15 protein-coding genes are annotated in these 14,585 nt (G+C 47.3%); 12 read left to right on the top strand and 3 right to left on the bottom strand.

Annotated features, from left to right (window positions below):
* Positions 1-69 precede the first annotated feature (69 nt).
* On the bottom strand, positions 70-972 hold the full coding sequence (locus AB4111_RS18785) for a DMT family transporter (RefSeq protein WP_442032733.1): 903 nt from the start codon (positions 970-972) through the stop codon (positions 70-72).
* Complete coding sequence (locus tag AB4111_RS18780; RefSeq protein WP_442032732.1) at positions 969-1,712, bottom strand: SDR family NAD(P)-dependent oxidoreductase; 744 nt, start codon at positions 1,710-1,712, stop codon at positions 969-971. The genes AB4111_RS18785 and AB4111_RS18780 overlap by 4 nt, the downstream gene beginning before the upstream one ends.
* Before the next feature lie 136 nt (positions 1,713-1,848).
* Here AB4111_RS18780 and AB4111_RS18775 point away from each other — a divergent pair, with 136 nt between their 5' ends.
* Genes AB4111_RS18775 through crcB (AB4111_RS18760) form a run of 4 tightly spaced genes read left to right on the top strand, consistent with a single transcriptional unit; the run spans position 1,849 to position 4,880 of the window.
* A complete protein-coding gene (locus AB4111_RS18775) occupies positions 1,849-2,739 on the top strand; it encodes a LysR family transcriptional regulator (protein WP_442032731.1) in 891 nt (296 codons plus the stop codon).
* A 42-nt stretch (positions 2,740-2,781) separates the two neighbouring features.
* Positions 2,782-4,089 (top strand): replication-associated recombination protein A, encoded by a 1,308-nt coding sequence (locus AB4111_RS18770; protein WP_339236977.1) that lies wholly within the window; start codon positions 2,782-2,784, stop codon positions 4,087-4,089.
* Between the two features lie 33 nt (positions 4,090-4,122).
* Positions 4,123-4,524, top strand: coding sequence for a fluoride efflux transporter CrcB (gene crcB, locus AB4111_RS18765; protein WP_442032730.1), 402 nt, complete (start codon positions 4,123-4,125; stop codon positions 4,522-4,524).
* Positions 4,521-4,880, top strand: a complete 360-nt coding sequence (gene crcB, locus AB4111_RS18760; protein WP_442032729.1) for a fluoride efflux transporter CrcB — start codon at positions 4,521-4,523, stop codon at positions 4,878-4,880. The genes crcB (AB4111_RS18765) and crcB (AB4111_RS18760) overlap by 4 nt, the downstream gene beginning before the upstream one ends.
* Before the next feature lie 130 nt (positions 4,881-5,010).
* Here crcB (AB4111_RS18760) and mnmA read toward each other — a convergent pair whose 3' ends face one another.
* Complete coding sequence (gene mnmA, locus AB4111_RS18755) at positions 5,011-6,135, bottom strand: tRNA 2-thiouridine(34) synthase MnmA (RefSeq protein WP_148089736.1); 1,125 nt, start codon at positions 6,133-6,135, stop codon at positions 5,011-5,013.
* 321 nt (positions 6,136-6,456) lie between these two features.
* On the opposite strand from mnmA, the gene cymR reads away from it, so the two are divergent.
* The 8 genes from cymR to ruvX all read left to right on the top strand — a co-directional run bounded on the left by cymR (position 6,457) and on the right by ruvX (position 14,578).
* Positions 6,457-6,876 carry a cysteine metabolism transcriptional regulator CymR gene (gene cymR, locus AB4111_RS18750; RefSeq protein WP_062835876.1) on the top strand — a complete coding sequence of 140 codons (420 nt, stop codon included), beginning with the start codon at positions 6,457-6,459 and terminating at the stop codon, positions 6,874-6,876.
* A gap of 174 nt (positions 6,877-7,050) precedes the next feature.
* Positions 7,051-8,202: a cysteine desulfurase family protein gene (locus tag AB4111_RS18745; RefSeq protein WP_442032728.1), complete on the top strand. Its 1,152-nt coding sequence runs from the start codon at positions 7,051-7,053 to the stop codon at positions 8,200-8,202.
* Between the two features lie 164 nt (positions 8,203-8,366).
* Positions 8,367-8,888 (top strand): PRC-barrel domain-containing protein, encoded by a 522-nt coding sequence (locus tag AB4111_RS18740; RefSeq protein ID WP_017686814.1) that lies wholly within the window; start codon positions 8,367-8,369, stop codon positions 8,886-8,888.
* An 11-nt stretch (positions 8,889-8,899) separates the two neighbouring features.
* Positions 8,900-9,109 carry a hypothetical protein gene (locus AB4111_RS18735; protein WP_017686815.1) on the top strand — a complete coding sequence of 70 codons (210 nt, stop codon included), beginning with the start codon at positions 8,900-8,902 and terminating at the stop codon, positions 9,107-9,109.
* A 292-nt stretch (positions 9,110-9,401) separates the two neighbouring features.
* Complete coding sequence (locus tag AB4111_RS18730; RefSeq protein WP_253440170.1) at positions 9,402-10,469, top strand: AI-2E family transporter; 1,068 nt, start codon at positions 9,402-9,404, stop codon at positions 10,467-10,469.
* Positions 10,470-10,904: 435 nt separating this feature from the next.
* A complete protein-coding gene (gene alaS / locus AB4111_RS18725) occupies positions 10,905-13,535 on the top strand; it encodes an alanine--tRNA ligase (protein WP_442032727.1) in 2,631 nt (876 codons plus the stop codon).
* A gap of 241 nt (positions 13,536-13,776) precedes the next feature.
* Complete coding sequence (locus tag AB4111_RS18720) at positions 13,777-14,037, top strand: IreB family regulatory phosphoprotein (RefSeq protein WP_036616950.1); 261 nt, start codon at positions 13,777-13,779, stop codon at positions 14,035-14,037.
* 124 nt (positions 14,038-14,161) lie between these two features.
* Positions 14,162-14,578 carry a Holliday junction resolvase RuvX gene (gene ruvX / locus AB4111_RS18715; protein WP_036616953.1) on the top strand — a complete coding sequence of 139 codons (417 nt, stop codon included), beginning with the start codon at positions 14,162-14,164 and terminating at the stop codon, positions 14,576-14,578.
* Positions 14,579-14,585 lie beyond the last annotated feature (7 nt).

Here is a 14,585-nt window from a genome sequence, read left to right as displayed (position 1 = left end):
CATGCCTTTTTCTGCTTTTGTGCAAGAATGCTTAAGCTTCCGAAAAAGAACGACGGTGGAAGTTCAGGGTTATGTTACTCTATTTCTCATTCTGGACGAGCGACGGTTCACCAGGAATATGCCAACACCAATGAGTAAACCGCCTGCCAATGCAAACCACTGAACATGTTCTCCCAGTAAAATCCAACTCGACAATACACCAAAGAATGGTGCTAGAAACAGATAGGAACTGGTTTGTGCCGGATCACTATGTTGCAGCAAATAAAACCAGAGCGAGAACTGGATGATGGAGCAAACAAGCGTTAACCAGAGCAGCACGATAACTGAGGTGGTATTCACTATAAAGTGAGTATGTTCAGTCCATACGCTCAGTAGAAGAAGTGCAGCACCTCCCGCGAGCATCTGATAGGCTGTTAAGACAAAAGTATCGTATTCATCGCCCCAGCGTTTGATGAGCAATGTAGACACGGCAAAGGAGATCGCACCAGCGAAACCAATCCAGGTTCCAGGGCTAAAACTCATCTGCCATCCAAAGGTTAACATAATCCCCATGAAACCGAGCATAACACCGATCCACTGACTGAAGCGGTAGGTCACGCTATATAAGAGTGCACTGAGGATAATGACCAGCAACGGATTGGTAAATGTAATAATGGCCGATTCGCCAGATGTAATCCAGTTCATGCTGTAATAGGCGCAGCCCATTACTCCTGCGGATTGGAACAGGCCAATGAGGATTATTTTCAACCATGACTGCCACTGGGTAGGTAATGGACGTTTGCGTAGATACCAGGCCATCAAGCTGCCTGCCAGTACATAACGTAGACCCATGAGCAGGAAAGGTGGAGCATATAACATACCGATCTTGCCGACTGGAAAAGAAGTACCCATGATTAGCGTTGTCAAAATGATCAAAATTGTATACTTCAAGGGTTGGATGGTACGGGTACCTGCGTCATGGCTGGAGTTCATAACGTCTGTCCGCTATCTACAGTAATGAGCTGCCCGGTCATGGATTGCTGTTCAAGCGCAGCACAGATCATGTGTGCGATATCCTCAGGTGAGGCAATATGCTGCAATAACACTTCTCCACCGAGACGATGCATTCGCTCCTCATTTCCAGCCCACCACCTTGTAGCAACTGCGCCAGGGACGATAGCATTCACCCGAATATGTGGTGAGAGTGCGTGCGCAAGTGATAAAGTTAGACCGTGAACTGCCGCTTTGGAGACGGCGTAAGGGAGGGATGAGCCAGAACCCGTACTGCCTGCAATGCTGCCCAGATTTACGATGGAACCCCCGCCAGCCTGTCTCATACCTTCCGTCACCGCACGAGCGCAATGAAACATGCCTTTCACATTCACATCAACCAGCTCATTCCAGACGTCATCTGTAACAGACTCCAGATCGTGCATGGGGATGTGATGCGTGATTCCAGCGTTATTTACAAGTACAGTGATCGGGCCATAGGTTTCAGTTACTGTAGTGACCATCCGCCGGACATCAAGATCATTGGCAACATTAGCTTGAACGGCGAATGCATGGCCTCCCGTATCCAAAATGTGTTGAACAGTCTCGCTTGCTGCATCTTGTGAGCGAGAATAGTTGACAGCGACCAAGGCTCCGCGTTCAGCGAGCATCTCACTTACAGCACGGCCTATACCTGTTCCACCACCTGTGATCAAAGCAACTCTATTTTTCCAGTATGTCATGCTGAACACTCCTTATCATCATCCAGTCAGAGGACTGGTTAGGGATCTACATGAATTGTAGTCCGGTTTACACATGAAGTATAATGATTGGTAATGAAGCGGATATCATTTTGAATGATGTCAGAGTGGGGGGACCATGGAGAGCGGGGATCTTAGAATATTTCAGTGTGTTGCACAGGAAGGGAATCTGACCAAAGCTGCTTCTAAACTGGGGTATGTGCAATCCAACGTAACCGCACGAATCCGGCATCTGGAAGTAGAAGTAGGTACAACGTTGTTCATTCGTCATAACCGAGGCATGACGTTATCTCCAGCCGGAGAGATGCTGTTGACTTATGCGGATAAAATTATTGGTTTGCTGAATGATGCTTCCAATGCGCTTCGGGCGACGAGCACACCATCGGGTCCAATGCGAATAGGGTCTACGCAAACCGCAGCGGCCGTGCGACTACCTGAACTTTTCGTCAGATATTATAAACAGTATCCAGATGTCTCCTTGTCACTGGTTACTGGCAATTCGCAGATGCTTATGGATCAGGTTATTGGGTATGAATTGGAGGGAGCATTTATAGGCTGTCCCTGTGAGCATCCTGATATCGTTTCTATTCCCGTATTTGATGAGGAACTATTTGTTGTCTATTCTGGTATGGGTCCTACGGATGAAGATCTTAAGAGTAAACCCATTCTTGTCTACAGCATGGGGTGTTCCTATCGTCAGATTTTGGAGGAATGGTTAGAGGTGGGTGGTGTTACCCGCCCAGTAATAATGGAATTCGGAACCCTTGAAGCGATTATCAGTGGGGTTACGTCCGGCATGGGAATTTCCTTATTACCTGAGATTGTGATTAGAAATCAGATCAAAAATGGATTACTGCTCACGCATACACTTCCCGTAGGTATGAATCGCATGATGACTCATTTTATTACTCGCAAGGATGCCTTTGTCAGCAGTGCACTTCATGCATTTATGGCTATGTTACCGCGAGAGTATGATATGATAGAGAGTGGAGAACCATCAGAAGTGTAATTGTAATCAAGGCAAGGCAATCCGTTAAGGAAGTGATGAGCAATGGATTTATTTTCGTTTCAGCAGGACTCAAAACCACAAGCCAGATTGCTTGCGGACCGCATGCGGCCAGAGCATCTGGATGAATATATTGGACAGGAACATATTATTGGACCCGGGAAATTGCTCCGGCGTGCCATTGAGGCGGATCAAATTTCGTCCATCTTGTTATACGGCCCTCCGGGATGCGGCAAGACCACCCTGGCACATATTATTTCTCAGCAAACGCAGGGACAGTTCGTTCGTCTGAATGCAGTGGAAGCTTCCGTCAAGGATGTGCGTGAAGTCATCGAACAGGCGCAAACGAACAAACAACTGTATGGAACCAAAACCATTCTGTTCCTCGATGAGGTACACCGGTTTAACAGTTCACGTCAGGATGCGCTTTTGCCAGCGGTAGAGAAGGGCACGATTATTTTTATCGGCGCGACAACAGAGAATCCCTTTCATTATGTCAATGGGGCCCTAATGAGCCGTTCAACTCTGTTCCAGCTGGAATCGCTGAACAAGGATCATTCCCTTATTGCGATGCGCAGAGCATTGAGCGATGCGGACAAAGGTCTGGGGTTCATGGAACTGCAGGCAGACGATGAGGCGCTTGAACATATTGCCACGATGGCCAATGGGGATATTCGGCGTGCGCTTAACGCACTTGAACTGGCTGCATTGACGACGCCACCGGAGAAGGATGGATCCATTCATATTACGCTTGGTGTAGCTGAAGAGTCTATTCGGCGGCCTATTGTGAAGGCCGATGAATCTACCCAGTATGATGTGCTGTCTGCTTTTCACAAGAGTATCCGGGGTTCTAGTGATGCGGCGCTGTTCTGGTTTCTATACGCGGTGGAGAAGCTCGGTATGGACCCAATGACCTTCATTCGGCGTTTGATTGCAGCAAGCAGTGAAGACATTGGACTTGCGAACCCGCAAGCCATGACCCAGGCCATTGGAGCACTTGATGCATACCGGAATAACGGTTGGCCTGAAGCCAAGCTGAACATCGCACAAGCGATTCTGTTCGCGGTCGAAAGTCCAAAATCCAATGCGGTATACACCGCCATTTCCAAAGCCATGAACGCTATTGATGAAGTGAAATCGGCAGAAGTTCCGCTTCACTTGCGAGATACGCATTATTCGGGTGCCGTGAAACTTGGACATGAGGGCTACCAATATCCGCACAATTACCCGGGGCATTATGTGAAGCAGGAATATTTACCAAAACAGCTTTCACGTAGAGTATTCTATGAGGCAACGGAGCAAGGCAACGAATCGAAGATCAGGCTGAACCAGCAGCGGCGCAGGGAATTTTAAGAACAGACAGATCATTCGGGAGATGCACACAACATGAAAGAGCTTTTGTATATAGGGGCGGGTGGATTCCTCGGAACATTAACCCGATATGCCATACAGTTAGCGATACCAACTGTCCATGGGGGGTTCCCTTGGGCGGTGCTGCTAATTAATGCAATCGGCAGTCTTTTTTTAGGGTGGTTCTTTACCATAGCTGTTCCAGGCAAAATAACACCACAACTTCGACTGGCCATTGGCACTGGTTTTACTGGCGCATTTACAACATTCTCCACGTTTACACTGGATATTGTTCGTTTATCCGAAGGGGGCGAGTGGGTCAATGCCGCCCTTTATATGATCGTAAGTCTGTTGGCAGGATTAATACTTTGTGCGTTGGGAATGAGCATCGGACAGCGTATGTTGGGAGCGCCAAGACAAGAGGGTGATGCCTCATGATCTTATGGATTGGTTTGGCGGGTGTACTGGGTGCGGTACTGCGTTTCAGTCTGGGCAAATGGGTCTCGGGCTTGCTGGGAACGGCTTTTCCATGGGGGACATGGATCATTAACATCAGTGGTTCACTATTGCTTGGGTTGTTATACGGGGGGCATCTATCTGGAATGATCTCAGATGTAATTTGGGTGATCTGGGGAACCGGTTTCTGTGGTGCGTACACCACATTCTCCACTTTTGGTTATGAAACGTTAGGACTTATGGGTCGACAACGATACGCAAGCGCGGCGCTCTACGTCGTCAGTTCGGTTGTAGTTGGGGTGTTAGCCTCCTTGGTAGGAGTCTGGTTGACTGCATAACGAACTATTTTTATTTTTTTTGCAAAGAAAGCAGGAAAAAAGCCATCCTTCATGGTATACATGAAAGACGGCTTTTTTAATAGGGATACACGGTATTGTGTATAATCCGCATTTTAATGGACAAGCTCTATTATTGCATTGCGGGTACAGGTACCTTTTGCACCTGATCGATCGTACCCCCACCCAGACAGATTTCTCCGTCGTAGAAAACAACGGCTTGTCCTGGCGTAATGGCTTTTTGCTGCTGATCAAATTGTACATCCACACTTCCATCTTCCTGCCAGGTCAGTGTAACACCTTGATCCGGCTGACGATAGCGGAATTTGGCAGTACAACGGTATGGCACATTCGGCATGTGCTCTGTACCAGCAATCCAGTTTACACCCGTTGCGGTTAGACCAGTAGAGTAGAGGCTTGCATGGGCATCGCCCTGAACAACAAGCAGTTGATTTTTCTCCAGATCCTTGTCAGCCACGAACCAGGGTTCACCATTGCCGGAACCACCAATGCCAAGACCTTGGCGCTGTCCAAGTGTGTAGTACATCAGACCGTCATGGCGGCCTTTGACTTCACCGGTCGCGATATCAACCATGTCTCCACCTTTGGCAGGCAGATAGTTACTCAGGAACTCTTTGAAATTACGCTCACCGATGAAGCAGACACCTGTACTGTCTTTTTTCTTGGCAGTATACAAGCCAGCCGCTTCTGCGATTTTGCGTACTTCCGGTTTGGGCAGATGACCAATCGGGAACATGGCTTTGGACAACTGGTTCTGATTGAGTGCGTTAAGGAAATACGTCTGATCCTTATTGTTGTCCACACCACGCAGCAGCTTGAATGTGCCATCTTCTTCAATCAGACGAGCATAGTGTCCTGTAGCTACATAATCTGCGCCGAGATCCAGAGCTTTGTTCAGGAATTCACCAAATTTGATCTCACGATTACACATGACATCCGGATTTGGCGTGCGACCCGACTTATATTCATCAAGGAAATAGGTAAATACTTTATCAAAATATTCTTTCTCGAAGTTGACAGTGTAGTAAGGAATGCCGATCTGTTCACATACGCGGCGTACATCCTCTGAATCTTCTTCAGCGGTACAGTGGCCGAACTCGTCGGTGTCATCCCAGTTTTTCATGAAAATGCCGATGACATCGTAACCTTGCTCTTTCAGCAGCAACGCGGTAACGGAAGAATCGACACCTCCGGACATGCCAACGACGACCCGTGTATTTTCAATTGTTTTGGACATCGTTATCACCATTTCTATATATAAATGTGTTTCGTTTCTTATTCTAGCATAACCGGACTCAAGATACGATACACCCGGCCAATTTTGGATAGTGTCCACCACAGACGCACATTTTGGAATATCGTCAATCTTTCTTTTCCATAAAGCATGCAGATATGTTAACATTAGCTGAGGGTTATGATCGGAATACGGAGAATTAGAAAGTTAAAAATGAGTTCTATGAATCTCTGCTGTGGACAGATCGTGAAACAAACGGTCATGGACTGCAGGATAAAATATAAAGTTTCCAATCGTTACTGAAAATTGAAAGAGGTGACTCCTTTGAAAATATCGACAAAAGGCCGTTACGGCCTCACAATCATGATGGAGCTTGCTGCCAGAACAGGCGAAGGCCCTACATCACTTAAAAGCATTGCCGAGCGCAACCAGCTTTCGGAGCATTACCTGGAGCAACTGATTGCTCCACTACGTAATGCAGGACTGGTGAAGAGCATTAGAGGTGCTTACGGCGGTTATATCCTTGCAGGTGATCCTGCAACCGTAACTGCAGGCGATGTCATCCGTGTACTGGAAGGGCCAATCTCTCCAGTAGACTTCACAGAGGAAGATGATCCGGCGAAGCGTGACCTATGGTTGCGTATCCGTGACGGCATTGCCGAAGTGTTGGATTCCACAACACTGAAAGACCTGATTACATTCCAGGATCAAGAGAAAAAAGATAGCTACATGTTCTATATTTAACAATGACTGCGCTAGCATGACATGCTAACTTACTTGAGCCCCCATTTGGGGGCTTTATCCATGCCTTAACATATGTTCATACAAAGGCTTGAGGTTGGTTAGCATTATGAGGCTGTGAAACAGATATCGTAACAGCAAAATAAGATAATTTAACATATAACGGGGTGGAGATAAATGAAACGAATTTATTTGGATCACGCCGCATCGACACCTATGCATCCACAAGTCGCAGAAGCGATGATGAACGTCATGACAGGACAATATGGCAATGCATCAAGTATTCATGCCTTTGGGCGTGAAGCCAAACGGACTGTCAGCGGAGCAAGGGATGTCATTGCGGCGTCTTTGGGCTGTTTCCCGGACGAATTGGTATTTACCGGTGGCGGTACGGAGAGCGACAATCTGGCCATTTTCGGAGCAGTCTCAACAAGGCAGGATAAGGGGAAACATATCATTACGACCGCCATTGAGCACCATGCTGTTTTGCATACGTGTCAAGAATTGGAGCGGCAAGGTTATGAAGTAACCTATCTATCTGTGGATCATCAAGGACGAATAAATCTGGACGAGTTGCAAGAGGCCATTCGGCCGGATACGGTGCTGATTACCATGATGTATGCCAACAATGAAGTGGGCACTATTCAGCCGATACGTGAGGTCGGTGAGCTTGCACGTAAGCATAATATTCTGTTCCATACCGATGCAGTTCAGGCTCTGGGCAGCCAGGATATTTATTGTAAGGAATTGCCTGTGGACCTGATCAGCTTTTCAGCGCATAAAATTAATGGACCTCAGGGTGTGGGTGTACTCTATGTACGGAGAGGAATTGTGCTGGAAGCAAGAGCTCACGGTGGGTTGCAAGAGCGTCAGCGGCGAGCTGGTACGGAAAATATCGCAGGTATTACCGGATTTGCCGAGGCTCTCAAGATTGCATCAGCACAAAAGGAGACGCATCGTCAGCATGATTTGGAATTGCGCAACCTTTTGTTGGAACAGCTTGAAATCCATGTGGGGACGGAGCACTTTCATGTGAATGGACACGCGGAGCATACGCTGCCGAACATCCTGAATATCAGCTTTCCGGAAGTGTCCACAGAGACAATGTTAATGAATCTGGATATGGAAGGGATTGCTGTTGCAAGCGGTTCGGCCTGCACTTCCGGTTCACTTGAAGTCTCTCATGTGCTCAAAGCGATGAAACTGCCTGAAACATTTTTACACTCTGCGATTCGATTTAGCTGGGGATTGGGTAATACTACGGAAGAAATCATGATAACCGCCGAAAAAATTGGAACCATTCTTGGACGACTGCGTAATAGACCCTAAGGGGAACTTTACACATGGAACAAAAGGAGGGAAGAAGTTCCATTTCATCGGTTGGATAGAAGCGGTTTTGATGATCGGCGTCTGATTGCCACTCATCAACTTTGGGCATACCTAGCAATAGCGCCGCGCCTATTTAATGATAAGAAGATGAGGGGGACCCAGCGATGAAGCTTCAGGAAATGATCGGACTTGCCGTTTTTGATGTTGAGGACGGGAAGCAGGTCGGTAAAATCCAGGATTTCATTGTGAATGATGATTGGGAGATCGAAGGCATTGAGCTTGAGAACAAAGGTCTGTTTACCAATCATGTCAAAATCGTGCAGTGGCAAGATATCGTTGCCTACGGCGAAGATGCCGTCATGATCCGTAATCAACAGGCTGTCCGCAAGACGGGAGCCGACGACATAAAATACACGTACCTCCTCGGTCGGTCTAAATTGAAGGAGATGTCCGTGCTCACCGAAGAAGGTTTGCTGCTTGGGCGTGTCTCCGATGTTTATTTTGACCAAGAGTTGGGAAATACAATAATAGGGATTGAAATTACGGACGGTTTTGTGTCCGATCTGATCGAGGGCCGCAAATGGCTGCCATGTACAAGCGATATGTCCATCGGGGAAAGTGCCATCATGGTGCCGTCTCTGAGTGAACAACGCTTGGAAAATGCCATTCATTCTGTTAATGGATAGGTGAATGAATTATGAAATGTCCAAACTGTAGTTCCAAAGATATCGGGAAAATTGGTTCCCACCAGTTTTATTGCTGGGGATGCTTTATCGAATTAACGGTGAACGGTGAGAAAATGTCTGTATATCAGGTGGAAGAAGACGGTACGCTGAGCTCCCTGGATGATCTGTTTTTCGGGGACGAGCTGCCACAAGACTTCCCTCATCTTCACGCTTCTTCTTAATAAGCAGAATAACTTCCTCTATATGCGGTTTCATGACAATGCATGTCATGGGATGCTGTCGTTATATGTTGGCAGATGTATATAGATGTGGTTACATAATGGTTCGGGTAGCACATGAATGATTATATGCTACTCTGTACTGCAAAATGCGCTTCCTTCTCTGATGAAGGAGGCGTTTTTTGGTTTAAGAAAAAATGTTCGGATTGCTCCTTCCACTTCTGCGCTGTGTTAATAAATATTACCTTTCCTACATATACTGACTCTCAGAGCCAGTCCAAAAGGAGAGATACAAGTGGAGCAATTAACCAAAAACAAGCTGTTCCGTTACGCGATCTGGCTGCTGCTCGGATTGATTATTCTATATTTTATCTGGTTGCTGCGGCCTTTACTGCTTCATATATATGCTTTCCTGAAAACAGTGCTGGCACCCTTTATCGTAGCCCTTATCATATCCTATGTACTTAATCCGATTGTCAGCATGCTAGGAGGGCGCAAGGTGCCGCGCACGATTGCGGTACTGCTCATATATGCCTTTTTCCTGACCTGCATCGGTGTCATTCTGATGAATGTGATTCCGGTATTGATTGAGCAGCTGGAGGAACTCAATGAACATATGCCGGAGCTGTCCATGCGTGCCCAGAGCCTGATGAACAATATGGATCACAAATTAATGCCGCCAAGTGTGCGAACAGGCATGAACAGTTGGTTCTTTCAGATGGAGGATCGACTAACTCAGGGCATTACCGTACTAATGGACAATATCGGGGCGACCATTAATGTGTTATTCAATGTGTTCATCGTGCCATTTCTGATATTTTATATGTTAAAAGACTTTGAGGTGTTTGAGCGCACCATTGTGGCATATCTTCCGCGTTCACGCCGTAAAGCGATTGTCTCCGTGATGAAAGAGATTGATACTGCACTGGGGAACTACATTCGGGGCCAGTTTATTGTCTGTGTCATTGTTGGCATCTTTGCCTATATTGGTTATATCGTCATTGATATGCCGTATGCCCTGCTGCTTGCAAGTATTGTAGCTGTGTTTAATATTGTGCCTTACTTGGGGCCGTTCCTTGGTGCTGCTCCTGCTGTGGTTATGGCATCAACCGTATCTTTTAAAATGGTGCTGCTTGTTGTCATTGTGAACACATTGTGCCAAGTGCTGGAGAGTAACGTTATTTCTCCTCAGGTGGTGGGACGTACGTTGCATCTGCACCCACTGTCAATAATATTTGCCCTGCTCGTCGGAGGCGAACTGGCAGGCATTGTAGGTTTAATTCTAGCAGTACCCGTTTTTGCCGTACTGAAGGTAATTGTGCAACACTTTTTCGCCTATTACATCAAACGAAGGATCGACTAATTAGGAGGGGGAAAACATCAGCTAGCCCGCGTTGACACCCGCTTATGCTACCGATATAATGAGTGTGTATGTTTAGAACATGAAATCGATGATGAAATAAAGTACGCCGAGGGTTCCTTTCCTCAGAGAATAGACTTCTTCGGATCAGGGTGAGCCTGAACTGATGGCTGGAAGAGTCTTGAAAGTTGAAACGGCGGAAAGCTAATTTCGGAGTGCAGGACAACCCTGCCGGGAGCGACCGTTATTTCGCATGAACGAGGAGATTGTTTGTTTGTCCGCGCAGCAAGGGATGAACAGCAATAACCAGGGTGGTACCGCGATAACATCGTCCCTGATTATTCAGGGGCGTTTTTTGTGTTTATTTTTACCAAAACAATGTTGACCAACCGGAGCGAATACGCAACGGACTATTATAATTTAATGGGGGCATCCAGTATGAAAGCCAGTGAAATCCGGTCCAAATGGATAGAGTTTTTTGCAAGTAAAGGTCACAAAATCGAGCCGAGCGCATCGCTCGTGCCTCACAACGATCCTTCCCTTCTATGGATCAATGCAGGTATGGCGCCGCTCAAGCCTTATTTTGACGGACGTGAGAAGCCGGAGAACCCGCGTCTTGCGAACTCCCAGAAGTGTATCCGTACCAATGATATCGAGAATGTCGGCAAAACGCGTCGTCACCATACATTCTTCGAAATGCTCGGCAACTTCTCTATTGGAGATTACTTCAAGGAAGAGACCGTAACATGGGCGTGGGAGTTCCTGACCAGCAAAGAGTGGATCGGTTTTGATCCGGAGCGCCTGTCCGTAACGGTATATCCGGAAGATGAGGAAGCATTCAAACTGTGGAACGAAAAAGTGGGACTGCCTGCTGAGCGTATCATTAAATTGGATGAAAACTTCTGGGATATCGGCGAAGGCCCATGTGGACCTTGTACCGAGATCTTCTATGACCGCGGCGAAGCTTACGGTAACGACATGAGTGATCCTGAGATGTATCCAGGTGGGGAAAACGAACGTTATCTGGAAGTATGGAATCTGGTATTCTCCCAGTTCAACCATAACAAGGACGGCAGTTATACACCTCTTCCTAACAAAAACATTGATACAGGTGCAGGTTTGGAGCGTTTTGCTTCCATTCTGCAAAATGTGGATTCCAACTTCGACACAGACCTGTTCCAACCGATGATTCAAAGAACAGCCGCTCTTGCCGGTGTGAAATATAACGACAGTGTCGAAATCGATGTTGCACTGAAAGTCATTGCCGATCATATCCGTACCGTTGCCTTTGCAGTAGGTGATGGCGTTCTGCCAAGTAATGAAGGACGTGGATATGTTATCCGCCGTTTGCTCCGTCGTGCAGTTCGTTATGGAAAAGTCCTTGGACTTGACCGTCCATTCCTGTATGAACTGACTACAACCGTTGGTGAAGTGATGGGCATGTACTACCCTGAGGTCGTAGACAAACAAGAGTTTATCGCCAAAGTGATTAAAACCGAAGAAGAGCGTTTCCACGAGACACTCACAGATGGTTTGGCTATTCTGGCTGATATCAGCGGCACAGCCCAATCCGAAGGACGCACGGTTATTAGCGGACCTGAAGCTTTCAAACTGTATGATACGTACGGTTTCCCGTTTGACCTGACAGAGGATTATGCTGCAGAGCATGGTCTGACTGTGGATCGTGAAGGGTTTGATGCTTCCATGCAGAAGCAACGTGAGCTTGGACGTGCTGGGCGTCAAGAGAGCGAGAGCATGAAAGTTCAAGGTGGACCACTTGCTGAGCTCGAGGTTAAAAGCGAGTTTGTTGGTTATACTGACCTGTTGACGGAAGCAAAAGTGGTAGCCATCGTAACTGGTGACGCCCTTGTTGAAACCGTAGGCGAAGGACAAACGTGTCAGGTTGTTCTGGACAAGACTCCGTTCTACGCGGAAAGTGGCGGCCAAGTGAGTGATCAGGGCTTGCTGCGTGGTGCTAGTGTAACAGCAAAAGTACAAGGTTTGTTCAAAGCTCCACTCGGACAACACGTACATCTGGTGACTGTAGAGTCCGGTGAACTGCGTGTAGGCGATGTGATTAACGCTGAAGTGGATGCAGCCAAACGTGGCGACATTATCAAAAACCATACGGCAACACACTTGCTGCACAAGGCACTCAAAGATGTGCTTGGCACACACGTAAACCAGGCAGGATCGCTCGTAGAACCACAGCGTCTACGGTTTGACTTCTCTCACTTCGGCAGCATCACGCCGGAAGAGTTGACAGAGATTGAGCGTCAGGTGAACGAGCAGATCTGGAATCGTCTGAACGTGAACATCGAGCTGAAAGCTATTGATGAAGCCAAAGAAATGGGTGCGATGGCCCTGTTTGGCGAAAAATATGGAGATATTGTACGTGTTGTTCAAGTCGGAGACTACAGTTTGGAACTTTGTGGCGGCTGTCACGTAAATAATACTTCAGAGATTGGAATCTTCAAACTGGTGAGCGAGAGCGGAATCGGCTCCGGCGTTCGTCGGATCGAAGCTGTAACTGGCCGTGGCGCATATCTGTATGTGGAAAGCCAGTTGGAACTGCTCAAGCAATCAGCAGCACTGCTCAAAGCAAATGTGGCTGATGTACCTAAACGGATTGAAGGTCTGAACCTGCAACTGAAAGAAGCAGCAAGAGAGACTGAATCCCTGCAAAGCAAGCTGAGTGCCATGGAAGCTGGTCAATTGACCGATCAAGTGGTACAAGCAGGAAATACGCAATTGCTGGCAGCACGCGTAGATGCTCCGAACATGGATGCACTGCGTACAGTGGCAGATGAGTTGAAAGTGAAATTGCCTAATGCGGTACTCGTATTGGGTGCTCCAGCGGACGGCAAAGTGAATTTTGTTGTAGCTGTACCTGCTGAACAAGTAAAACAAGGACTGCACGCAGGTAAAATCGTCAAAGAAGTCGCAGCAGTATGCGGCGGCGGTGGCGGTGGACGTCCAGATATGGCGCAAGCCGGAGGCAAGGATGCTACCAAGCTGGATGAAGCGCTGAAACTGGCGGTTTCATTGGTTAGCGGGCATACTGCATAATCCATTGAGCAGTTTATCATCGTCAAAATATAAATCGAAATGGTTCTGTTCGTTTGTATTTTGTACCTGAGAACGTCTGAAATCCAATGATGCAGTATGCTGAAGCCAGTAAAGGACAAGCAAAAAACACAATTGCCTTATCCTTTGTTTACTTGTGGCAGTCAGAATATGTTATTATATAAACAGAAATCAATTCGGCAGGACATGGTCCCCATGTTCATGCAGGAGCGAGGTGTCATCAATGGACTCCATGGATAAGACGGTTAAATTTAATGTGAAAGGTGACGAACAGGAAGCATCATCCAAAGAGATTCTTCTCACGGTATATGATGCATTGGTCGATAAGGAGTATAATCCGATCAACCAGATTGTTGGGTATCTGATTTCAGGAGACCCGGCATACATTCCTCGTCACAACAACGCACGTAGTCTGGTCCGTAAGAAGGAGCGCGATGAGCTGATTGAAGAGCTTGTACGTTCCTATCTGGCCAATCACCGGTAATGTACGCCGCTTCCGCTGTGTTGCAGCCATGCAGGCAGCGGGAAATGAACCGACAGAAGACAGCCTGAAGCTTGATAAGGCGATGTTGAATCGACCTGAGCAGGCCCAGGATGGGAGAGCATGGATGAAAATATTAGGTTTGGACTATGGGGACCGAAGAATCGGAGTTGCCGCGAGTGACGCCTTCGGTTGGACTGCCCAGGGATTGGAAGTACTTGAACGCCGCCGTGATGAAGGCGAGTTCGCTCGGATTGCCGAACTTGTGCGTGAGCATGAGATTAGTGAGATCGTAGTCGGACTTCCCAAAAACATGAACGGCACCGTAGGACCGCGCGGTGAGATATGCATTGCTTTTGCCGATCGCCTGCGGGATGAACTGAATTTACCTGTTCACCTTTGGGATGAACGACTGACAACCATGGCAGCAGAACGTACGCTGATTGAAGCGGATGTCAGTCGGAAAAAACGCAAACAGGTTGTGGACAAAATGGCCGCAAGCTTGATTTTGCAAAATTATTTGGATGCCAATAGTAGAAGGTGAGGGGGAT

Origin of the sequence: Paenibacillus sp. 2KB_22 (assembly GCF_052115745.1) — a bacterium.
Lineage (GTDB): Bacteria > Bacillota > Bacilli > Paenibacillales > Paenibacillaceae > Paenibacillus.
The sequence above is the reverse complement of the archived record's forward strand: the minus strand, read 5'-3'. Positions and strand labels throughout refer to the sequence as shown.